Here is a 21,015-nt window from a genome sequence, read left to right as displayed (position 1 = left end):
TAAGTGATCACGTGGTTGTCTTCTGGCACCATTTTACGGTAAATTAGAAAATCGCGCTGGACGTGGGAAAGGGGCATCAGTAGCTTCCGTCACGACCAGCTCTTGAGTTGCGTCGCTTTCCGCGGTCTTGAGACGTGGTTCATCGAACATACTTGCATTGGGATACGGGGGTTCCTGAGGCAAGCAGTGCATTGTGTCGGCAGGTTATTTTGCCGCACGGTTGCGTGCGTGCTGAAGGAAGATAGGGATATGGCGGATCGATTCCATACGACGTCTGCACAATTCCAGCATCGGTGGGGAACAACCCCGTCGGCCCTGGGGTCGGAGGAAGATGTTGCCGAGATGCTGAGCGGCATCGTCAAGCGTTTCGGCCTCCGCGGTTATCTGCTGATCAACATTCCGTCCGAAACCTCGACCGATTTCTCGTCCAACGTCCTTCTGACGTCCTGGCCGGATGAAATGCTTGAAACCTATGACGATGCTGGCCTGATCTTCGGCAGTCCCGTCATCGGGCGCCTGCGCCAGAGCACAAATCCCTTCACCTATGATGCGGACGGCACGAACCGCCGCCGGGCCGATGGCAAGGCGACGATCGCGGCGAGCCTGTTTGACCGGCACGGCCTGTCGCGCGGGGCCTATTTCCCGGCGCACAATTCAGCGGGCCTGCGCGGTGCGCTCGCCTTCGGCGGTACGCGCGAAGCGCTCAATCCGCGCGAGATGGCCGAACTCAACGCGCTTGCCAACCACATCTTCACCGAGGTGGTGGATCTGCGTGCCGGCCGCCGGCAGAACGTTTCGCTCTCGCGCCGCGAGACCGAATGCCTGTCCTGGGCATCCGCCGGCAAGACGAGCGTTGAAATGTCTGAAATTCTCGGTCTGTCGGAATATACGGTCAATCATTACCTCAATCGGGCGACGCGCAAGCTCGATGCCGTCAACCGGGTCCAGGCGGTCGTCAAGGCGATTCGTGCCGGACTTTTGAACTGATGTATAAAAAAACCTTGCGACTTTCTGGAAAGCGTCCGTTGCCGCTCCAATTGCCCAGGGCGAAAAACAAAATTGCGGGGAAACATGACGGCTGACGAAACGAGCAGCACCGAAAACCAGCTACAGGACGAGGGCGTCGAGATCGCCGCCCTCGAAACGCAGTTCGATATCGTGCGCTATATGCGGCGCAAGTGCGAAGAATACGGGCTCAAATATTTCATCGTTTTCAACCTGCCGGGTTTCGAGGCCGAAAAGCTTTCGGCCTATTCCATCGTCAGCAACTGGCCGCAGGAAGTCCTTGCCAAATACGATGCCTTGCGCATGGTGCGGCAAAGTGCCGGGATCCGTAAGCTGCGGCTGACCACGGTGCCGTTTTCCTACGACATGCGGGAATGGATCGGCGAGTCGTCCGAACAGTCGGATTTCACCGAACTGCTCGACCTGATGAACAACCATGGCATGCTCGTCGGTCATTTCTTCCCGGTACACGATGCGCTCGGCAATCGCGGCGCCGTCGTCTGGGGTGGCGAAAACCCGTCGATCAGTCGCGACGACCGGTTGATGCTGCAGATGATTTCCGTGCACCTCTTCAACCGGCTCGCCGAGATCGGCGCCGCGTGGAAATCGGGGCAGGTGGTCCTTACGGAACGCGAGATCCAGTGCCTGAGCTGGACGGCGGCGGGCAAGACCAGCCTGGAGATCGCCGAAATCCTCGGTCTTTCCGAGCACACGGTGAACCACTACCTCAACCAGGTCACCCGCAAGCTGGAGGCGGTCAACCGCACCCAGGCGGTGGTCAAGGCGATCCGTCGCGGGCTGATCGCCTGAAGCGGTTTGCCGCCAGCCATGCTTGGGCTGAGGCAACCTGCCGCAAAGCCGAGGCCTTCCGTCGCCGGTAAATTCGTTTGGCGACGGCCTTTCCGTGCACTATCTACGGGAGAAGGCGGCGGCTAGACGCCGCGAAGGCTATCGAGGGTTTCATGACGGATGTAAGCAAGGAACAGGTGCTGGAACGGCTGCGCACGGTGCGCGGCCCGGACATGGATGGCAACATCGTCGATCTCGGTCTCGTCTCCGACGTCTTCATTTCCGACGGCAAGGCCTATTTCTCGATCACCGTGCCGGCCGAACGCGCCCGTGAGCTCGATCCGTTGCGGGCGGCCGCCGAGCGCGTCGTCAAGGAAATCCCCGGCATCAAGGCCGCCATGGTGGCGTTGACGGCGGACAAGCGCGCCGCCTCCGGCCCCGCTGCCGCGCGTTCGCCGGCACCACCGGCGCCCGGTCGCGGCGAGCCTGCGCATTCCCACGCCGGCCATTCGCATGCAGGCCACGCCCATGCCGCCCCCGCGCAGCCGCAGCAGCGCACGAAATCCGGCATTCCGGGCGTCGATGCCATCATCGCGGTCGCTTCCGGCAAGGGCGGTGTCGGCAAGTCGACGACATCGGTCAATCTGGCGCTGGCGCTGAAGGCGAATGGCCTGCGCGTAGGCATTCTCGACGCCGATATCTACGGCCCCTCCATGCCGCGGCTGCTGAAAATCACCGGCCGGCCGCAGCAGCTCGAAGGCCGCATGATCAAGCCGATGGAGAACTACGGCATCAAGGTCATGTCCATGGGCTTCCTCGTCGACGAGGAAGTAGCGATGATCTGGCGCGGCCCGATGATCCAGTCGGCGCTGATGCAGATGCTGCGCGAGGTCGCCTGGGGCGATCTCGACGTGCTCGTCGTCGACATGCCGCCGGGCACGGGCGACGCCCAGCTCACCATGGCCCAGCAGGTGCCGCTCGCCGGCGCCGTCATCGTCTCGACCCCGCAGGACCTGGCGCTCATCGACGCGCGCAAGGGCCTCAACATGTTCAGCAAGGTCGAGGTGCCAGTGCTCGGCATCGTCGAGAACATGAGCTACTTCATCGCGCCCGATACCGGCAACCGTTACGACATTTTCGGCCATGGCGGTGCGCGCAAGGAGGCCGAGCGCATCGGTGTGCCGTTCCTCGGCGAAGTGCCGCTCACCATGGATATTCGCGAGACCTCGGATGCCGGCACGCCCGTCGTCGTCTCCAATCCGGAGGGCGCGTCAGCCAAGAGCTACCGTGCGATTGCCACGCGGGTCTGGCAGGAGCTGGAAACCGTGCGGGGCAAGGGCACGCGGGGAGCACCGGCCATCGTCTTCGAATAGACGAACCTTTCGCGTCCCTGGGGCGTTTCGGGCGGGCGCTTGATTTTTATGTTGCACCGCGCAATATGCGCGGCCATCCGCTGAAGGATGGCGTTCAACCAGGAGTGTGAGCGATGGTCCGTTTCGGAGCCATTCGCCGGTGATCACGGTTTTCCGTCCCCATGGCGAGGCATGCGCCCTGCCCACAGCGACCGATTCTGCCGCCGCCGACGCACTCGACGGCGCCGTGTGGGTCGATCTGCTCGAGCCCACGCGAGACGAGGAGGCGCTCATCGAGCGTGTTCTTTCGATCGAAGTGCCGACACGCGACGAACTGAAGGACATCGAGCCGTCGAGCCGTCTCTATACGGAGGGCAATGCGGCCTATCTGACCGCTTCCCTGATGGTGAAGGCGGAAAGCGATCTGCCCCACCTGACGGACGTCGCCTTCATCCTGACGCCGAACAAGCTTCTGACGGTACGCTACGCCGAGCCGCGCTCGTTTTCGCTTTTCAAGAGCGCGATGCACCGTATTCCGGGCGGCTGTTCCTCGCCGACCGTGATGATCACGCGCCTTTTGGAAACCATCGCGGACCGCACGGCCGAAATCCTCGAAACCGCCGTATCGCGTGCCGACAAACTGTCCCTGGAAGTGTTCGGCGACAAGCGGCACCTCTCGCGCCGCCCGCCGCGTTACCTTGAAGATCGCATTGTCCAGATCTCGGCGCTGCACCGCCTGCTTGCCAAGACGCGCGACAGCCTGATGTCGCTGTCCCGTGTGCTGACCTTCCTGCACGGGCTTCCCGCCCTGCAATCCGACCGCGAGAGCCTGGAACGGTGTCGCACGGTGACGCGCGACGTGCAGTCGCTGTCCGAACACGCCAATTTCGTCGCCGGCAACATCACCTTCCTGCTCGATGCCTCGCTCGGCCTCATCAATCTCGAGCAGAACGCCATCATCAAGATCTTCTCGATCGCCTCCGTCGTGCTGCTTCCGCCGACGCTGATCGCCTCGACCTACGGCATGAACTTCGAGTTCATGCCGGAACTGCGCGTGGCCTCCGCCTATCCGCTGACGCTTGTCGCGATGGGGTTGTCGGCAATTCTCCCGTTCTTTTTCTTTCGCTGGAAAGGCTGGCTCTAGAGCCTGATCGCCATGCACTCACACGCCGGTCATGCACCGCAATCCCGCAGCAGGGCGCGCACGCTGTTCGTACTTGCCCTCGGCTCCGTCGGCGTCGTCTATGGCGACATCGGCACGAGCCCGCTCTATGCCTTCCGTGAGGCGCTGCGTCCCGTCGCAGATGACGGCGTTTCCCGCATGGAGGTCGTCGGCCTGATCTCACTGATGATCTGGACCCTGACGATCATCGTCACGCTCAAATACGTGCTCTTCCTGCTGCGCGCCGACAACCACGGCGAAGGCGGCACGCTTTCGCTGCTGGCCTTGTTGGCGAAAACCGCCGGCCGGCGCGCCACCGTGCTGTTCTTCATGGGCGCGGTCGGGGCCGCCCTCTTCATCGGCGATGCGATGATCACGCCGGCGCTTTCCGTTCTGTCCGCTGTCGAAGGCCTCAAGCTGGTGACGCCGACGCTTGCCGATTATGTCGTGCCGATTTCGGTGGTCATCCTTGTCATGCTGTTTGCCGTGCAGTCCTGGGGCACGGCCGCGGTGTCGAAGTTCTTCGGCCCGATCACGGCGGTCTGGTTCATCGTCATGGGCGTTGCCGGTCTCAACCATATCAGCGACGATCTCGGCATCCTTGCCGCCTTCAATCCCTATTACGCCGTGCTCTTCATGATCCATGAAGGCTATGTCGGCCTTGTCGTGCTCGGCGCGGTGTTCCTCACGGTCACCGGTGCGGAAGCACTCTATGCCGATCTCGGCCATTTCGGCCGCCGGCCCATCCAATGGGCCTGGTTCTGTCTGGTCTTTCCGGCGCTGACGCTGAACTATCTGGGGCAGGGCGCGCTGGTGCTGGCGCATCCCGAGACGATCGAAAACCCGTTCTTCCTGATGTTCCCGAAATGGGCGCTGTTGCCCGTCGTCATCCTTGCGACCGCCGCCACCATCATCGCCAGCCAGGCGGTCATTACCGGCGCCTTCTCGCTGACGCGCCAGGCCATCCATCTCGGTTTCCTGCCGCGCATGGAAATCTTCCACACGTCGGAAACCCAGACCGGGCAGATCTACCTGCCGGGCGTCAATTCGGTTCTGCTCTTCGGCGTGATGGCGCTCGTCTTCATCTTCGGCTCGTCCGAGGCGCTTGCCACGGCCTACGGCATCTCGGTCACCGGCGCTATGGTCGTGACGACCGTGCTTGCCTTCGAATTCCTGCGCAAGCGCTGGCGCTGGACGAAGCTCGCCGCCACCGCCGTACTGCTGCCGCTCTTCCTGCTGGAACTCACCTTCCTCGGCGCGAACCTGCTCAAGGTGCATGATGGCGGCTACGTGCCGGTGATGATCGCCGCGGGCGTCGTCATCGTTATGTGGACCTGGACGCGCGGCACGCGCATCCTGCGCGACAAGGCGCGCCGCATCGAGGTGCCGCTGCCGGCCTTCGTGAAGTCGGTGGAGAGGCAGAGCGCCCATGCGCCGGTGCAGGTTCCCGGCACGGCGATCTTCCTGACCAGCGATCCGGATTTTGCGCCCGCCGCCCTGTTGCACAATCTCAAGCACAATCATGTGCTGCACGAGAAGAATTTCATCCTGACGGTCAAGACGAACAACACGCCACGCGTCGCGCGTGCCGAGCGCTTCAAGGTCGAGAAGATTTCCGAACGCTTCTCGCGCATCGAAATGCATTTCGGCTTCATGGAAACGCAGAACGTCTCGCAGGTGCTCGGCCTGATGCGCAAGGCGGGGCACAAGTTCGACATCATGTCGACCTCGTTCTATCTCGGCCGCCGCAAGCTGGTGCCGGATTCTGACTCCGGCATGCCGATGTGGCAGGATCGGTTGTTCATCGGCCTTGCCAATCTTGCGACCGACCCGTCCGACTATTTCCGCCTGCCGACCAACCGCGTGGTCGAACTCGGCTCGCATGTCGTGATCTGAGCAACTCCGGCAAAAGTGTACAGCGGTTTTGCGTTCGAAATTGCGCCGGTCATTGACGAAATCGTGAAGGGGTGGTGATGGCCTCCCCCAAAGCGGTTTATCAGCATTAACCAAGCATCAAGGTTAATGCTTCATTTTACCCTGACAACGAGCCGCTTCGGGCCCGTGCTTCGGCGCGGCGGGGCTCCCATACGAACATTTCCGGGCAGGAAGAGACGTCGATCGTCTATCGGCGGCAGGGCCTGCGCATGCGTGCGGAGTAGACAGTTGCGTAAGCGTAGCATTCGTCATGCAGGGACAGGCGGCTTCCTTGAGTCTTTGAAGCAATTCCAGCGGAAATGTGCAGCGGAATTGCGCAGAAAAACCCGGCGGGAATGGACAATCCCGCTCGCCCTCGGCCTTGGCCTCGTCGCCAGCTTCCCCACCCAGGCGGCTCATACGGACCTCGCCACCTACCTCGCCGGGCTCAACCGCAAGGGTGGCAACCAGACCATGGTGCTGACCCGTTCGCCGGCCGGCTCCGTGCACGAGGTCGAGATCGAGTTTGCCGACGCGATGACCACCGGCGGCGTCGAAAGCGGGGCAGGGGTCGAGCTGCCGGGCGGCGTCTCGGCGGCTTTGCGCAGCGAACACAAGGGCCAGGGCGGCATTCCCGACGAAGACCGCGTCAACCGTCGCGACAAGAAGAACCGAATCGTCACCGTCATGCCGGTGCTGCCGCCGAAGGATTTTACCGCAGGCTCGATTCTGGAGCGCACCAGTTCGCTTCTCTCGCCCGCCTTCGACACCGGTGAGCGTATGGCCTTCGCCAAGTCGCAGATCGCCGGCAAGGAAATCGAGATCGCCACGGCGTTCTACAAGAAGACGCCGGTACGCAAGGACCCCGGCGTCTCGCCGATGATCGCGGACCTCGTTACCAACGACAAGGCCGATGTTCTGGCGACCGCCTATGCCCGCGTCGAGCCGGATTACGCCCGGGAATCACCCTTCGATTCGATCCTGAAGCCGAACAAGGAGCTCGGCCGCTTCATTCCCGATATTTCGGCGGAAGATCATGCCTGGGCCGCGACCCCGCTGCCGGCCGAGGTCTTCACCGCCAAGGAACAGAAATGCCTTGCCGAAGGTATCTATTTCGAGGCGCGCGGCGAGGAGCTGAAGGGCCAGGCCGCCGTCGCCCAGGTCATCCTGAACCGCGTGCGCAACCCCGCCTATCCGAACACGATCTGCGGCGTCGTCTACCAGAACGAAAACTGGCGCAACCGCTGTCAGTTCTCCTTTGCCTGCGACCGCATTCCGGACCTCATTCTCTCGCCCTGGCACTGGAAGACCGCCAAGGAGATCGCCATGGCCGTCACGGCCGGCAAGATCTGGTTCGAGGAGGTCGGATCTTCCACCCACTATCACGCGACCTATGTGAACCCGCCGTGGGGCCGCACGATGAAGCGCGTGGCCAAGATCGGCAAGCACATCTTCTACCGTACCTATGGCGGCGGCTGGAGCTGATGGCTTTCGTCTGACGCCGGCCGGGGCTTGCTGAGTCTGTGCCACGGCGTGCCCGATTCCCGGGGCGATCTGTCGCGGCCACGGTGGGAATCCTCATAATCTATTGATATATCTCAATATATTTGGTGCGGCACAAAGCTCCGCCATGCCTTGACTATGCTGGCACCTAAAACTATGTTGCGGCCGACTTCGAAAGGGGTCGGATATGGCTTGAATCCTAGCCTTCAATATGTCCGCAATGGGGCGAAAGCTTCGCGGGAAAGCGAGCGAGGAGCGTGCCATGACCGATCAGCAAAAGGAAAGTCTGGAAGACCGGCTGAAACGCCTGGACGCGGAACTCGCGGAACGGCGCAAGGACGACGGGGCGGAAGCAGCCGCCGAGGCACGGGCATCCGAAAGCCGCAAGGGCTACGCGGTTGCCATGAAGCTCTCGAGCGAGTTCGTCGCGGCCGTCATTGTCGGGGCGCTTCTGGGCTATCTTTTGGACCATTTTGCGGGTACACGGCCGTGGGGGATGATCATTCTTCTGCTCCTTGGCTTCTGTGCCGGCGTTCTGAACGTCATGCGCGCGGCTGGCATGGTGGCATCGCCCCATCCCGTCGACAGGCTGGCCGGCCGTGAGCCCGGCAAGGCCGCAGGCGGACGGGACGAAACCAAGACGAAGGACGGTGCCTGAGGGGACTGTTCGGCAAGCAAGACCGGGAAAAGCGCGTAGCGGTTATCATCGGAATTGTGCGGAATAATGAGATAGAGCCTTTTCGTTTTTCGAAGAAAAATGGATAGGCTCCAGGGGTGACTTCCGCCGCAAGGCGGGCAAGCGAGAGAGATACGCGGTGTCAAACGATCCGACCCATCAGTTCCTGGTCAACAAGATTGTTCCGATCGAAATCGGTGGCATCGATTTCTCGTTCACCAACGCTTCGCTGTTCATGGTCGCCACCGTGGCCGCCGGCATCGGCTTCCTCTACTTCACGACCGGCCAGCGCGGCCTCGTTCCGAGCCGCATGCAGTCGGTTTCTGAAATGTCCTATGAGTTCATCGCCTCGATGCTCCGGGAAGGGGCGGGCAGCCACGGGATGAAGTTCTTCCCGTTCGTCTTCTCGCTCTTCATGTTCGTGCTGACCGCCAACATGCTCGGCATGGTGCCGTACTTCTTCACCGTCACCAGCCAGATCATCGTCACCTTCGCACTCGCCATGCTCGTCATCGGCACGGTCGTGGTCTACGGTTTCTACAAGCACGGTTTCGGCTTCCTCAAGCTCTTCGTGCCGTCCGGCGTTCCCGGCATGCTTCTTCCGCTGGTCGTCACGATCGAGGTCATCTCGTTTCTCTCGCGTCCGATCAGCCTCTCGATCCGTCTTTTCGCCAATATGCTGGCGGGTCACATCACGCTCAAGGTCTTCGCCGGCTTCGTCACCTCGCTCAGCGCCCTCGGCGCCGTCGGTGTGGTCGGTTCGATCCTGCCCCTCCTCATGACCGTCGCCCTGACCGGTCTCGAATTCCTCGTGTCGTTCCTGCAGGCCTATGTCTTCGCAGTTCTGACATGCATGTACCTCAACGATGCCGTGCATCCGGGTGGTCACTAAGGAAACAGTCGTTGGCGCCCTCGGGCGCCGCTCATAAGCCGCAACATCCCATTCAAGGAGTTCAACATGGAAGCGGAAGCAGCAAAGTTCATCGGCGCAGGTCTTGCCACGTTCGGTCTCGCCGGCACGGCTCTCGGCCTCGGCAACATCTTCGGCAGCTACCTTGCCGGCGCTCTGCGCAATCCGTCTGCTGCTGACAGCCAGTTCGGCCGTCTCGTATTCGGCTTCGCCGTTACGGAAGCTCTGGGCATCTTCTCGCTGCTCATCGCTCTCCTCCTCCTCTTCGCCGTCTAATACCGGCTGAGGACTGGACCATGGCCCGCAAGGGCCGTGGTCCATCGTACGTTTCGTACAAGATTTGAGAATGCCCCCTGGAGGTCAGCATGTCTGTGACCTTGGCGTCGGCCGAGTCCACCCCTTTCGAAATCGCCCAGGCGGAAACTCCTGCGACAACGCATGAGACCCCTGCGGATACGCATGCGGCTCAGCCGGCAGGCGAAGTGCACACCGAAACGGGTGTTGCCCATGGCGAAGAAGCCGGTTCCGGCGTCTTCCCGCCGTTCGACCAGACCACGTTCGCATCGCAGCTCCTGTGGCTCGCGATCACCTTCGGTCTTTTCTATCTTCTCATGTCGAAGGTTGTCATTCCGCGCATCGGCGGCATCCTTGAGACCCGTCATGACCGCATCGCTCAGGATCTCGACGAAGCGTCGCGCCTGAAGGCCGAAGCGGATGCCGCGATTGCGTCCTACGAGCAGGAGCTTGCGAGCGCCCGCACCAAGGGCAACGCGATCGCTTCGACCGCCCGCGACGAAGCCAAGGCCCGCGCCGACGCCGAACGCGCCAAGATCGAAGCCTCCTTGCAGGACAAGATCGCCGGTGCCGAAACCCGCATCGCCGAGATCAAGGCCAAGGCGCTTGCCGATGTCGGCACGATTGCCGAGGAAACCACGGCAGCCGTCGTCGAGCAGCTGATCGGCGCCAAGGCCACCAAGGCCGAAGTCGCTTCGGCCGTCAAATCGGCCGCAGGCAAGTAAGGAGCGCACCATGGCATTCGACGCAACATTCTATGCCTTTGTCGGCCTCATCCTGTTCCTGGCCCTCATCGCCTACCTCAAGGTTCCGGGCATGATGGCCAAGGGCCTCGACGCCCGCGCTGAAAAGATCCAGAACGAGCTGGCGGAAGCCAAGCGTCTTCGTGAGGAAGCCCAGCACCTGCTCGCCGAGTACCAGCGCAAGCGCAAGGATGCCGAGGCGGAAGCCGCCAGCATCGTCGCCGCCGCTGAGCGCGAGGCGAGCCTGCTGACCGCGGAAGCCAAGCAGAAGACCGAGGAATACGTCACCCGCCGCACGGCGCTCTCCGAGCAGAAGATCAAGCAGGCGGAAGCCGACGCGATCAACGCCGTTCGCGCCGCTGCCGTCGACCTCGCAGTCGCAGCCGCCGAGAAGGTCATCGCCGCCAAGGCCGATGCCGCCACCGGCAAGTCGCTGTTCGACAACGCCATCAGCGAAGTAAAGACCCGCCTCAACTGAGGGTCTTGCAGAGCGTGATTTAAAAAGGCCGGCAGCAATGCCGGCCTTTTTGCTGTTTGCGCCTGCCACTACGCCTCCGTCATGCTGGTTGATGCAATGGCGCGCCGCCTATGCCTTGATTTCAAGAGAACGTCGAAGATCACCGCCGCCATCACCAGGCCGCCGCCGATCCAGGTGGCGGTTAGCGGTTGCTCCCCAAAGGCGAGCCACACCCATAGCGGTGCGAGCGGATTTTCCATGCTGCCAATGAGGGCCGAACGGGTGGCCGAGATCAACCGCGTGCCGACCGTCATCAGCAAGAGACCAAGGCCGAACTGCACGGTCCCGAACAGCATCAGGTCGATCATCACCGTCGTCGAGACAGCCATAGGCCGCCCGAACGGCAAAGCCACGAGCGCGCAAAGCAAGGCCGAGAGACAGGCTGCGGGCAGCATCGAGACGTGCCGGTTCTTGCGGATGATCACCATCATGGCCGCATAGGACAGTGCCATCGTCGCGGCGAAGGCGTAGCCCGCCAGGTGCCCGCCCGACGCCTGTGGGTTGACGATGATCATCACGCCGATCAGGGCGGCGACACTCGCTCCCCATGTGCTCCAGCCTTCCCGCTCGCCCGTGAAGACGAGCGCCAGGACGGCCGTCATGAAGGGGATGGCCGCATGGATCGCCATCACATCGGCGACCGGAGCGAGGCGAAGCGCGCTGATGAAGCAGATCGTCGCGACGGTGGACAGGACCGTCACCCAGAGACCTGGCATGCCCACGGCCCGGACCACGCCCCACAGGCCGTGCCGATGGTGCCAGGCAATAAAGACCGCGATGGTGAGGCCGCCGAACAGTCCGCGCCAGAACAGGATCGTCCATACGTCCAACGGGATGAGCCTGGTGAAATAACCCGACAAGCTGTAGGCAACCGCCGAGCCGATGATCAACACGGTGCCCAGTCCTCTGTTTTGGTCGTCCTGCATCCTGTCCCTCCCTTGCTTTGGATGCTCTATAGACCGATGCTACTGACACCGTTTTGTCAGTGGTGTTGAGGAGCTCTGACCATGCGCCGCGCCGACCGCCTGTTCGACATCATCCAGGCACTGCGCGGAACGTCGCAGCCGACGACGGCTGCCGCGCTGGCCGAGCGGCTGGAGGTGACGACGCGCACCATCTATCGCGACATCGCCACCTTGCAGGCGCGGCGTATCCCGATCGAAGGTGCACCCGGTCTCGGCTATCTGCTGCGCAGAGGCTTCGACCTGCCGCCCTTGATGTTCACGGTAGAGGAAGTGGAGGCCATTACGCTCGGCGCTCATCTGGTCCACCGCATTCGCGACCGCAAACTGCAGGACGCCGCCGAAAGCGTGCTGAGCAAACTCCAGCACACGATCCCGGGAGATCTTCGCAGCTATTTGCTCTCGCCCCGGTTTTTCGTGTCTGAAGGTGATACGGTTCGGCCAGAAGGGATTGAGTTGCTCGACGTCCGCAACGCAATCCGTGACTGCCGGAAAATCCGAATCACCTATCGAGATGAGCAAAATCGCCGTACGCAGCGCACGATCTGGCCGGTCGCCACGGTTTACTATGTCGATGTCACGCTGATTGCGGCGTGGTGTGAACTGCGCGGGGACTATCGGCATTTCCGGGCCGATCGCATCGTGAAATCGGCGGTCCTCGATACGCACTTTTCCGCCGGCAGCGGCCAGCTTATGGCGAAATGGATGACGAAGCGGACAACACCCGAAGGTCGATCCTAAAGCTGACGGTTTCTCAACGTCACTCCTGCCGGAGCGGGCGGAAACTCATGCGGTGCAGGCGGCAGGGGCCGATGGATTCGATGGCATCGCGGTGGACCTGGGTAGCGTAGCCGGCGTGGAGGGCGAAGCCGTAGCCGGGGAAGGTGGCTTCGGCGCGGGCCATCATGCGGTCGCGCATCACCTTGGCGACGATGGAAGCGGCGGCGATGGAGAGCGAGCGGGCGTCGCCCTTGACGACGGCGCGGCCCTCGCAAGCGAGGCCGGGCGGCACGTCGCGACCATCGGCGAGCACGAGTTGCGCCTTGACCTCAAGACCCGCGACGGCGCGGCGCATGGCGTCGAGGCTTGCCTTGCGGATATCGATGACGTCGATGCGGCGTGAACAGCTGGAGGCGACCGAAACGAAGGCCGATTGCATGATGAGCGTGAAGAGGAATTCGCGTTTTGCCGCGCTCAACTGTTTCGAATCATTAAGCCCGTCTGGAATGTTCTCCGGATCCAGCACCACCGCTGCGGCCACCACAGGCCCGGCGAGCGGCCCGCGGCCGGCCTCGTCCGTGCCGGCGACCGGCCAGAGGCCGCGCTTGCGGGCAGCAAGCTCCATCGAGAAGTCCGGCCCTTCGGGCAGGTCGAAAAGAAGGCGGGAATCGGAGGATGCGACACGGGACATGCGGCGAGCCTCGCACATCCGTCCGATTCCCTGCAAGCCCTCCGGCAGGAGGCAAGTGCCGGAGGAGCAACCGGTGCGCCCGGGGAAGACGGACCGGAAGAGGATGGCGCCTTTTCCCGAGCCGTCCGGCCCAAGGAAGCTGCGCAGAATTTTCAAACCATGGCCGCGGCTTTGGCGGTATGCAGGCCTTGGCTTTACTTGCCGTGGGACAGGCCGTCTTGTCAGGGTGCCGAACGGGGAAGCTGGTCGAACCCCGCCCTGCGCTCAAGCATCAGAGCAAGGACAGTTGCACCCCGCTGCCTGACGGCGGTACGAACTGGTCGCTGGCGAGGCTGCGGCGGGTGCGGGTCAATCCCAGCCGCTTGCCTGCCATCTCGAAACGCCGGGCGATCTGCCAGGCATAGGGGCCGGCGCCCTTCATGCGCTTGCCGAACTCGGCGTCGTAATCCTTGCCACCGCGCATGGAGCGCACCAGCGACATGACGTGGCGATAGCGATCCGGATAGTTGCGTAGCAGCCAGTCGCGGAAGAGCGGGCTGACCTCCAGCGGCAGGCGCAGCAGCACGTAGCTCGCCTCCACCGCGCCGGCCGCCTTGCCCGAATCCAGCACGCGTTCGATTTCGTGGTCGTTGAGGCCGGGAATGATCGGCGCCATCATGATGGCGGTCGGGATGCCGGCTTCGGAAAGTGCGCGGATCGTCTCCAGCCGGCGCGGCGGGGTCGCAGCACGCGGTTCCATGGTGCGGGCGAGCTTGCGGTCGAGCGTGGTGACAGACATGCCGACCCAGGCGAGGCCGCGCGCCGCCATGCGGGAGAGAATGTCGATGTCGCGCATGACCATGGCCGACTTGGTGACGATCGAAACCGGGTGATTGGCCTTGTCCAGCACCTCGAGGATCTGGCGCATGATGCGCCATTCCTTCTCGATCGGCTGGTAGGGATCGGTGTTGGTGCCGATGGCTATGACGCGCGGCTTGTAACCCGGCTTGGAGAGCTCCCGTTCCAACAGCTTCGGCGCATCCGGCTTGGCGAACAGCTTTGCCTCGAAATCGAGCCCGGCGGAAAGACCCATGAAAGCATGCGACGGCCGGGCAAAGCAGTAGATGCAGCCGTGTTCGCAGCCGCGATAGGGATTGATCGAACGGTCGAAGGGGATGTCGGGTGAATCGTTGCGGGTGATGATGGTGCGCGGTTTCTCGATCTGGACTTCCGTGCGGAAGGGCGGCAATTCCTCCAGCGTCTGCCAGCCGTCGTCGAACCCTTCGCGTGTCACAGGCTCGAACCGGCCGGTGAAATTCAGCCCGGCGCCGCGGCCGCGCCGGCGATCCACTTCGATGCGCATGCCGGTCTGTGTCAACAGCGCTTCGGCAACGTCTTTCGTGTGGCCGGGCGCTAGTGCACCCTGCCTGAGGTCAGCAAGATCGTTCATGGCTGTCTCCGCGAGGCGATCCCGCCCCTGCTTCAGTGACTATATTCCTATCGCGGGAATGAGAACAATGCAAGAACAAATTTCCGCCCGGCGCTAACCATGCCGCCTAACCATGCGGCGAGATGCCGGGCGAGGTGCGGTGGAAATCGATGTTGCATTGCGGTATTGAAGGGGATGCTGACAATCATCATGGAATGCCGGGACAACGAGGCGGAACTGGCGCAGACATTGTCCGCGCTGGTCGCGGGCGCCGTCGAGGGCGTGGTGCGCGACGTGATCGTGCTCGACCACGGCTCGCGCGACGGCTCCGCCATGGTGGCGGATGCGGCGGGCTGCCGCTTCCTGACGAGCTGGGATATCAAGGATGTGATGCGCTCCGCCCGCGGCGACTGGCTGCTGCTGCTGGAGCCTGGTGCCCGGCCAATGACGGGTTGGGTCGATGCGATCGTCGACCATGTCTCGGTCAATGCCGGCCCGGCGCGGTTCCTCGGCTCGCGCAGCCATCGCCGGCCGTTCTTCCAACGTGTTGGCCGAAAAATCCCGCCGCTGGAGCAGGGTTATCTCGTCACCAAGCAACAGGTTTTGGCGTCCATACGCACCGGCATGGCGCTTGCCGATATCGCGGCGGGCAAACGCTCGCGCACGCTCGTTGCGGAAATCGTGCCCGCATGGGCGGTGAAGGCCATGCGGGCGCAAGTCGTGGTTTGACGGGCGTAGGGCGGCCGGACGACCGACGTCTTAGAGCAGGAAATCGCTCGCAACCATAGCGCTGATGCCCTGCACCCCGATCTGGAAATCGGCGCGTCCGTCGCCGGTGATGTCGCCGGAAACGATGCCGTCCTTGAAACGAAGCTGGCCGGCGCTGCTCGAAAAATTGCTGTCCCCGATGAAGGTGAAGGCCTGGTTGCCGGCTTGGGTGGTGTTTGCGTCGATGTCGCGCACGTCGATCCGGTCACCCTGGCTGCGATTGAAGTCGAGCACGACGTCGCGGTTGGCGCCGACGGCCGATTCGGCGCGGAAGTTGAAGTCGAAGCGGTCGGCGCCGCCATCGCCCTGCAGGAGATCGTGGCCGAGGCCGCCGACCAGCACGTCGTTGCCGCCGCGGCCGGCAATCGAATCGTCGCCGGCAAGGCCGCTGAGCACGTTATTGACGTTGGAGCCGAACAGCGCGTCGCCGGCATTGGTGCCTTCCGCATTCTCGATGCTGATCAGAGTCTCGAAGCGGTTGGCGGCTGTCTGGGCGAGCCCTTGCTGTAGGTCGATACCGACGCCGGAGCCACCCAAGACCGTATCGTCGTCGCGGGGCAGGAAGCTGATCGAATCGACGCCGCTGCCGCCATTGAAGATGTTCTGCTGGCCGACGGAGAAGAAGCTGTCATTGCCGGCCTCGCCGAGATAGGTACTCTTGAAAGTGCTGACGACGATCTTGTCGTTGCCGTCGCCAGCCCGCACGAGGTCGGCGCGTTCGCTGGAGAAGGAGCCGAAGCCCGTGCCGACATAGGTGTCGTTGCCGGCGCCGAGAAGGATGACATTGCCATCCTCCTTCATGTTGACAACACTGTCGTTGCCCGCGCCCGCATCGACGCTGTTGCGGCCGCCGAAGTCGTCGGTGCGGTTGAGGATGATGGTGTCGTCGCCGACCAGCGCCCGGATGGTCAGTTCGATATTGTCGCTGCTGCCGCCCTGGACGATGCGGTCTGCGCCATTGGTTCCGGTGATCGTGCGTGCCATGTTCGCTCTCCTCGTCTCTCTGTTGCCGGGAGAGTCATAGGCGCGGCGAAAGCGGCGCGCAGTGCCCTATGGAACAGGTCAGCCCGCGGTGCGCTTCAGGTGCTCGTCGAGGCGCGGCATGATTTCCACGAAGTTGCAGGGCATGTGGCGATAGTCGAGCTGCGCTTTCAATATGCCGTCCCAGGCATCCTTGCAGGCGCCGGGTGAGCCGGGCAGAACGAAGATGAAGGTGGCGTTCAGCACGCCGCCGGTCGCGCGTGACTGGATCGTCGATGTGCCGATCTTGTCGTAGGAAATGCGGTGAAAAACCGCGGAAAACCCGTCCATGCGCTTTTCGAAGATCGGTTCCAGCGCTTCAGGCGTCACGTCGCGGCCGGTAAAGCCCGTGCCGCCGGTGGTGATGACGACGTCCACGGCGGTATCGCGTGTCCAGGCCTCCACCTGCGCGCGGATCGCAGCGATATCGTCCGGCACGATGGCGCGTGCGATAAGGCGGTGGCCGGCTTCCTCGATGCGGGCGACGAGCGTGTCGCCGGAGCGATCCGTTTCGGGCGTGCGGGTGTCCGAGACCGTGAGCACGGCGATGCCGACCGGGAGAAAAGGCCTCGTCTCGTCAATGTGTGCCATCATCGGCTCCAAGCGTGCGGGTGGCGGTGAAGAACCAGGACGGGTGCAGGCGCAAGAGCGCCGTCGCCGCGGCTTCTGCCGCCTGATCGGAAGGGTATAGCGCGAAACAGGTCGCGCCGGAACCGGACATGCGCACCAGGGTCGCGCCGGTGGCGGCGAGGCTTTCGGAGATCGCGGCGATGTCGGGGCAAAGCGCGCGGGCAGGGGGCTCCAGGTCGTTGCGTAACAGGCTGATCGCCGCCGGCCAGTCGACGGGCGCCACGTCGAGAACGAGCGGCGGATTGTTTTTCGAGGCCAGTGCCTTGAAGACAGCGGGCGTCGAGACCCCGACGAGCGGGTTGGCGAGCACCATGGGCAGGGATGGCATCGGCACCGGCGTGATGTCCTCGCCAATGCCGCGGGCGACGAGCGGCCGGCTGGCAAGGCACATCGGCACATCGGCGCCGAGGCCGAGTGCGATGTCATCAAGCTCGGTCTTCGGCACGTCAGCCTGCCACAGCGTGAGAAGACCGCGCAACGTGGCGGCGGCATCCGCCGAACCGCCACCGATACCGGAGGCGATGGGAAGGTTCTTTTCGAGGTGGATGTGGACCGGGGGAGCCACCCGGCCGGCTTCGGCCAGGGCAGCACGCAACCGGTCGCGAGCGCGGGCGACGAGGTTGTCGGCGTCAGCCGCAAGCGCATCGCCAAAACGGCCGGAGAGCGTGAGACGATCTTCCGCCGCCGGCGACAGGCCGATACGGTCGCCGAAGGCGGTGAAGGTCACCAGGCTGTCGAGGAGATGGTAGCCATCCTCGCGCTGGCCGACAACGGCGAGCGCGAGGTTGATCTTGGCCGGGGCCTGCTCGATGACGGCAAAGCCCGGCAGGCTGTCGGCGCGTTGCATTTACGACTTGCGGTCTGTGGCAGCGCCTTCCGGAGAGACATTCTGCACCGGCTTTTCATCCTTCGCTTCGGCGGAGGCGGGCTCGGTCTTCTTCAGTTCCGGCAGGCCGTTCTCGACCTTCAGCTTAATCTTCGGGATTTCCGCTTCTTCCGGCTTCAGGCCAAGCGCGCGGTTCCACTGGAAGGTCGCCTCCAGCTTGCGGCCGACGCGCCAGTAGGCGTCACCCAGGTGGTCGTTGATCGTCGGGTCGCCGGCCTTCAGCTCCGCCGCACGCTCCAGTTCCGCCACAGCATCCGAGAAGCGGTTCAGGCGGAAGTAGGCCCAGCCGAGCGAATCGACGATGTAGCCGTCATCGGGCTTGAGGGTGACGGCACGACGGATCATGTCCAGGCCCTCGTCGAGGTTCTTGTTCATGTCCACCCAGGAGTAACCCAGATAGTTCAGCACCTGCGGCTGCTCGGGGTTCAGCTCCAGCGCTTTGCGGAAGTTCGGCTCGGCCTTCTCCCACTCCTTCAGCCGCTCATAGGCGATGCCGCGCTGGAAGAAGACACTCCAGTGGTTGCGTGTCGGAACCGAACCGATCGCCTCGACAGCGCGGTCGTAAAGCACCGCCATGTCCTTGTAGTCCTTGGCGTCCGAAAGCACGCTGCCAAGTGCCAGATAGCTGCGCAGATCCGCGGGATCGGCATCGATCAGTTCCTGAAGATGCTTCTTGGCCTCCGGGACCTTGCCGGTATCGGCGAGGTTGAGGCCGAGTTGCAGCTCGGAAATACGCCGCATCGGCGACTTTTCCGGCACGGCACGATAATAGTCGATCGCCTTTTGCGGCTTCTTCTGGTTTTCGGCGAGGCCGCCGAGCAGCACCAGCATGTCGTCGCTGTCCGGGTCCAGCGCGCGCGCGACCTGGAGATAGAGCGAGACGATGTCTTCCGCGCCATCGCGGTTGAGCGCCCCACCGATCGAGAACAGCACGGCGGCGGCACCTTGCGCGGCCGTGCGCACCTGCTGTTCCTGCTTTTCGCCGGCGTCGATGCTCTGGCGCAGCGCCTTCAGCGGTGCGTAGCTGGTGATGAAGTTGTCACCGACCGAAATCGCATCGAGCGCCTTCTGCTTGTTGCCTTCGCGCGCTTCGAGGCGGGCGAGCGCCATGACGGCACGAATGAACGTGTCGGGTGCCGCACCGGCACCGTTGCGGTCGAGGATCGCCTCGTTGAGGCGTGCGCGCGCGGTCGCCTTGTCACCGGCCGCGGCAGCGAGCGCGCCGGCATGGTAGTTCTTGAAGATGGCAAGCCATTCAGGCCCTTCCATCCCGTTGATCAGCTTGAGCGCCTCCTTCGACTTGCCGTCGCCGAACTTGGCCCAGGCGAGCAGCAGGTCGTTCATCATCTTGTCGAGGTCGTTCGGCCCCTTGTAGACGAGGATCTTTTCCGCGCTCTTGTATTCCCGTTTGCGGATCGCCTCCATGCCGCGCACGACGGAGGTGATGCGCTCGACGGACGAATCGTTCTTCAGCGTGTCGGCGAGCTTCACGCCTTCCTCGAAATCGCCGTTCATCAGCTGGGTGATCATCAGCCGCTGCTTGACATCCGGGTTGGTCGGGTCGAACTGCAGCGCGATCTTGTACAGCGTGACGGCGGTCTCGTAGTCCTTGTCGAAATCCGCCGTGCGGGCGGCGAGGAACGCGCCGGAGAAGGTGTTGACACCCAAGGGGTCGAACGGCGTTTCCTCGGCGGCAACCGCTGCGGGCTTTTCCTCCGCGAAGGCCGCGAGCGGGCCGGTCAGCACGAGGCTGGCCGCAATCGCCACGCCGGAAAGAAGCCGAAGGAGAAGGGAATGCCGCATCAAAATGCCTTTCCAGCAGGAATGAAATAAGCCCCGGAAGCCGTGCATGACAAATCCTGCCACGATGGCGCCCAAATCAGTCACGGACTCATGACGGTAGAGAATGGCTTTTTTGGCGCGGTGCGGCAAGAAAATCCTGCCGGACCGTTTTGGGCTGTCCCGATCAGCTGACGCGGGCGATGGAGAAGTCGATGACTTCGAGCAGCGCGTTCTTCCAGGGGCTGGCCGGCAGGGGGGCGAGCGCATCGCGGGCGATCATGCCGTAGTGCTGGGCGCGAGCGATCGTGTCCGTCAGGCCACCATAGCGGGTGATCAGGCCGAACGCACGTTCCAGATTGGCGTCGTCGCTCTGGCCGCCTTCGATGGCGTCCCGCCAGAAGGCGCGGTCTTCCGCCGTGCCGCGGCGCCAGGCGAGAATGACCGGCAGCGTGATCTTGCCTTCGCGGAAATCGTCGCCAGTGTTCTTGCCGAGGTCGGCGGCCTTGCCGCCGTAATCCAGCGCGTCGTCGACGAGCTGGAAGGCGAGGCCGAGATTCATGCCGTAGGATTTCAGCGCATTGCGCTCCGCCTTGGTCGTGCTGGCGATGATCGGGCCGACTTCGGCGGCCGCGGCAAAGAGTGCGGCTGTCTTGGCGCGAATGACCTGCAGATAGTCGTCCTCGGTCGTCTCCATGTTCTTGGCGACGGAGAGCTGCAGCACCTCGCCTTCGGCGATCACGGTCGCAGCCGTCGACAGCACGTCGAGCGCCTCCAGCGAGCCGACCTCGACCATCATCTTGAAGGCCTGGCCGAGCAGGAAGTCGCCGACGAGCACGCTCGCCTGGTTGCCCCAGATCATGCGCGCGGTCGATTTGCCGCGGCGCAGGTCGCTTTCGTCCACCACGTCGTCATGCAAAAGCGTTGCCGTGTGCATGAACTCGACGCTGGTCGCGAGCTTGATGTGATGGTCGCCGTCGTAGCCGAACATCGCGGCCGAGGCGAGCGTCAGCATGGGGCGCAAGCGCTTGCCACCGGACGAGATCAGGTGGTTGGCAACCTCCGGAATCATCTGCACGTCGGAACCGGCCTTCGACAGGATGAGCTGGTTCACCCGCTCCATGTCGGCCTTCGTGAGGTCGACGAGCGGCTTGACCGACGCCTGTTTGTTTTTGCCTTCTTCAAGCGGTATCACGACGCCCAAATGCCCGGACTCCTGTTCATTTTTGTTGAAAGACAATAGAAAGCGAGGCTTGCTGCGGCAAGAGGCGAATTGTCCCGCCTCG

General features: G+C 63.2%; 21 protein-coding genes. 13 read left to right on the top strand and 8 right to left on the bottom strand.

The window, feature by feature from the left end; translation table 11 throughout:
* Positions 1-249 precede the first annotated feature (249 nt).
* The 11 genes from BSY16_RS10780 to BSY16_RS10730 all read left to right on the top strand — a co-directional run bounded on the left by BSY16_RS10780 (position 250) and on the right by BSY16_RS10730 (position 10,826).
* Positions 250-987, top strand: a complete 738-nt coding sequence (locus BSY16_RS10780; protein ID WP_069059658.1) for a helix-turn-helix transcriptional regulator — start codon at positions 250-252, stop codon at positions 985-987.
* Positions 988-1,071: 84 nt separating this feature from the next.
* On the top strand, positions 1,072-1,815 hold the full coding sequence (locus BSY16_RS10775; RefSeq protein ID WP_069059657.1) for a helix-turn-helix transcriptional regulator: 744 nt from the start codon (positions 1,072-1,074) through the stop codon (positions 1,813-1,815).
* A 152-nt stretch (positions 1,816-1,967) separates the two neighbouring features.
* Entirely contained in the window at positions 1,968-3,167 is a 1,200-nt protein-coding gene (gene apbC, locus BSY16_RS10770; RefSeq protein WP_069059656.1) for an iron-sulfur cluster carrier protein ApbC, read from the top strand.
* A 139-nt stretch (positions 3,168-3,306) separates the two neighbouring features.
* Positions 3,307-4,290: a magnesium transporter CorA family protein gene (locus BSY16_RS10765; protein ID WP_069059655.1), complete on the top strand. Its 984-nt coding sequence runs from the start codon at positions 3,307-3,309 to the stop codon at positions 4,288-4,290.
* A 12-nt stretch (positions 4,291-4,302) separates the two neighbouring features.
* Positions 4,303-6,204, top strand: coding sequence for a potassium transporter Kup (locus tag BSY16_RS10760; protein WP_069059654.1), 1,902 nt, complete (start codon positions 4,303-4,305; stop codon positions 6,202-6,204).
* Positions 6,205-6,555: 351 nt separating this feature from the next.
* The gene (locus tag BSY16_RS10755; protein WP_069059653.1) at positions 6,556-7,707 is read left to right on the top strand and encodes a cell wall hydrolase; all 1,152 of its coding nucleotides are present in this window, start codon (positions 6,556-6,558) and stop codon (positions 7,705-7,707) included.
* A 280-nt stretch (positions 7,708-7,987) separates the two neighbouring features.
* Positions 7,988-8,383, top strand: a complete 396-nt coding sequence (locus BSY16_RS10750; RefSeq protein WP_069059652.1) for an AtpZ/AtpI family protein — start codon at positions 7,988-7,990, stop codon at positions 8,381-8,383.
* A gap of 157 nt (positions 8,384-8,540) precedes the next feature.
* Complete coding sequence (locus tag BSY16_RS10745; protein ID WP_069059651.1) at positions 8,541-9,293, top strand: F0F1 ATP synthase subunit A; 753 nt, start codon at positions 8,541-8,543, stop codon at positions 9,291-9,293.
* 66 nt (positions 9,294-9,359) lie between these two features.
* On the top strand, positions 9,360-9,587 hold the full coding sequence (locus tag BSY16_RS10740; RefSeq protein WP_069059650.1) for a F0F1 ATP synthase subunit C: 228 nt from the start codon (positions 9,360-9,362) through the stop codon (positions 9,585-9,587).
* 89 nt (positions 9,588-9,676) lie between these two features.
* A complete protein-coding gene (locus BSY16_RS10735; RefSeq protein ID WP_069059649.1) occupies positions 9,677-10,330 on the top strand; it encodes a F0F1 ATP synthase subunit B in 654 nt (217 codons plus the stop codon).
* Between the two features lie 10 nt (positions 10,331-10,340).
* Positions 10,341-10,826, top strand: coding sequence for a F0F1 ATP synthase subunit B (locus tag BSY16_RS10730; protein WP_069059648.1), 486 nt, complete (start codon positions 10,341-10,343; stop codon positions 10,824-10,826).
* Positions 10,827-10,894: 68 nt separating this feature from the next.
* Here BSY16_RS10730 and BSY16_RS10725 read toward each other — a convergent pair whose 3' ends face one another.
* Positions 10,895-11,791: a DMT family transporter gene (locus tag BSY16_RS10725; RefSeq protein WP_069059647.1), complete on the bottom strand. Its 897-nt coding sequence runs from the start codon at positions 11,789-11,791 to the stop codon at positions 10,895-10,897.
* Between the two features lie 81 nt (positions 11,792-11,872).
* Here BSY16_RS10725 and BSY16_RS10720 point away from each other — a divergent pair, with 81 nt between their 5' ends.
* Complete coding sequence (locus tag BSY16_RS10720; protein ID WP_069059646.1) at positions 11,873-12,568, top strand: helix-turn-helix transcriptional regulator; 696 nt, start codon at positions 11,873-11,875, stop codon at positions 12,566-12,568.
* Between the two features lie 19 nt (positions 12,569-12,587).
* Here the strand turns inward: BSY16_RS10720 and rnhB are convergent, their stop codons facing one another.
* Positions 12,588-13,238, bottom strand: a complete 651-nt coding sequence (gene rnhB / locus BSY16_RS10715) for a ribonuclease HII (RefSeq protein WP_502695978.1) — start codon at positions 13,236-13,238, stop codon at positions 12,588-12,590.
* A 271-nt stretch (positions 13,239-13,509) separates the two neighbouring features.
* Entirely contained in the window at positions 13,510-14,667 is a 1,158-nt protein-coding gene (locus BSY16_RS10710) for a PA0069 family radical SAM protein (RefSeq protein WP_069059644.1), read from the bottom strand.
* Between the two features lie 174 nt (positions 14,668-14,841).
* Between BSY16_RS10710 and BSY16_RS10705 the strand changes: the two genes are divergently transcribed.
* Positions 14,842-15,375 carry a glycosyltransferase family protein gene (locus BSY16_RS10705; protein WP_069059643.1) on the top strand — a complete coding sequence of 178 codons (534 nt, stop codon included), beginning with the start codon at positions 14,842-14,844 and terminating at the stop codon, positions 15,373-15,375.
* Between the two features lie 30 nt (positions 15,376-15,405).
* Here the strand turns inward: BSY16_RS10705 and BSY16_RS10700 are convergent, their stop codons facing one another.
* From BSY16_RS10700 to BSY16_RS10680, 5 genes are all read right to left on the bottom strand, one after another.
* Positions 15,406-16,398 (bottom strand): calcium-binding protein, encoded by a 993-nt coding sequence (locus tag BSY16_RS10700; protein WP_069059642.1) that lies wholly within the window; start codon positions 16,396-16,398, stop codon positions 15,406-15,408.
* A 78-nt stretch (positions 16,399-16,476) separates the two neighbouring features.
* Positions 16,477-17,025 (bottom strand): molybdenum cofactor biosynthesis protein B, encoded by a 549-nt coding sequence (gene moaB / locus BSY16_RS10695; protein ID WP_069059641.1) that lies wholly within the window; start codon positions 17,023-17,025, stop codon positions 16,477-16,479.
* Positions 17,012-17,911: a 4-(cytidine 5'-diphospho)-2-C-methyl-D-erythritol kinase gene (locus BSY16_RS10690; RefSeq protein ID WP_069059640.1), complete on the bottom strand. Its 900-nt coding sequence runs from the start codon at positions 17,909-17,911 to the stop codon at positions 17,012-17,014. The genes moaB and BSY16_RS10690 overlap by 14 nt, the downstream gene beginning before the upstream one ends.
* Positions 17,912-19,753 (bottom strand): tetratricopeptide repeat protein, encoded by a 1,842-nt coding sequence (locus tag BSY16_RS10685; RefSeq protein WP_069059639.1) that lies wholly within the window; start codon positions 19,751-19,753, stop codon positions 17,912-17,914.
* Positions 19,754-19,916: 163 nt separating this feature from the next.
* Positions 19,917-20,933, bottom strand: coding sequence for a polyprenyl synthetase family protein (locus tag BSY16_RS10680; RefSeq protein ID WP_069059638.1), 1,017 nt, complete (start codon positions 20,931-20,933; stop codon positions 19,917-19,919).
* Between the last annotated feature and the right edge of the window lie 82 nt (positions 20,934-21,015).

This window comes from Sinorhizobium sp. RAC02, from assembly GCF_001713395.1.
Taxonomy (GTDB): Bacteria; Pseudomonadota; Alphaproteobacteria; order Rhizobiales; family Rhizobiaceae; genus Shinella.
This window is presented reverse-complemented; position numbering and strand designations above follow the sequence as displayed.

Bases quoted from the DNA above. Each gene is read 5' to 3' on its own strand.
- BSY16_RS10780 (WP_069059658.1), top strand. From the start codon at position 250: ATGGCGGATCGATTCCATACGACGTCTGCACAATTCCAGCATCGGTGG.
- BSY16_RS10775 (WP_069059657.1), top strand. From the start codon at position 1,072: ATGACGGCTGACGAAACGAGCAGCACCGAAAACCAGCTACAGGACGAG.
- apbC (WP_069059656.1), top strand. From the start codon at position 1,968: ATGACGGATGTAAGCAAGGAACAGGTGCTGGAACGGCTGCGCACGGTG.
- BSY16_RS10760 (WP_069059654.1), top strand. From the start codon at position 4,303: ATGCACTCACACGCCGGTCATGCACCGCAATCCCGCAGCAGGGCGCGC.
- BSY16_RS10750 (WP_069059652.1), top strand. From the start codon at position 7,988: ATGACCGATCAGCAAAAGGAAAGTCTGGAAGACCGGCTGAAACGCCTG.
- BSY16_RS10740 (WP_069059650.1), top strand. From the start codon at position 9,360: ATGGAAGCGGAAGCAGCAAAGTTCATCGGCGCAGGTCTTGCCACGTTC.
- BSY16_RS10735 (WP_069059649.1), top strand. From the start codon at position 9,677: ATGTCTGTGACCTTGGCGTCGGCCGAGTCCACCCCTTTCGAAATCGCC.
- BSY16_RS10730 (WP_069059648.1), top strand. From the start codon at position 10,341: ATGGCATTCGACGCAACATTCTATGCCTTTGTCGGCCTCATCCTGTTC.
- BSY16_RS10725 (WP_069059647.1), bottom strand. From the start codon at position 11,791: ATGCAGGACGACCAAAACAGAGGACTGGGCACCGTGTTGATCATCGGC.
- BSY16_RS10720 (WP_069059646.1), top strand. From the start codon at position 11,873: ATGCGCCGCGCCGACCGCCTGTTCGACATCATCCAGGCACTGCGCGGA.
- rnhB (WP_502695978.1), bottom strand. From the start codon at position 13,238: ATGTCCCGTGTCGCATCCTCCGATTCCCGCCTTCTTTTCGACCTGCCC.
- BSY16_RS10710 (WP_069059644.1), bottom strand. From the start codon at position 14,667: ATGAACGATCTTGCTGACCTCAGGCAGGGTGCACTAGCGCCCGGCCAC.
- BSY16_RS10705 (WP_069059643.1), top strand. From the start codon at position 14,842: ATGCTGACAATCATCATGGAATGCCGGGACAACGAGGCGGAACTGGCG.
- BSY16_RS10700 (WP_069059642.1), bottom strand. From the start codon at position 16,398: ATGGCACGCACGATCACCGGAACCAATGGCGCAGACCGCATCGTCCAG.
- moaB (WP_069059641.1), bottom strand. From the start codon at position 17,025: ATGGCACACATTGACGAGACGAGGCCTTTTCTCCCGGTCGGCATCGCC.
- BSY16_RS10690 (WP_069059640.1), bottom strand. From the start codon at position 17,911: ATGCAACGCGCCGACAGCCTGCCGGGCTTTGCCGTCATCGAGCAGGCC.
- BSY16_RS10685 (WP_069059639.1), bottom strand. From the start codon at position 19,753: ATGCGGCATTCCCTTCTCCTTCGGCTTCTTTCCGGCGTGGCGATTGCG.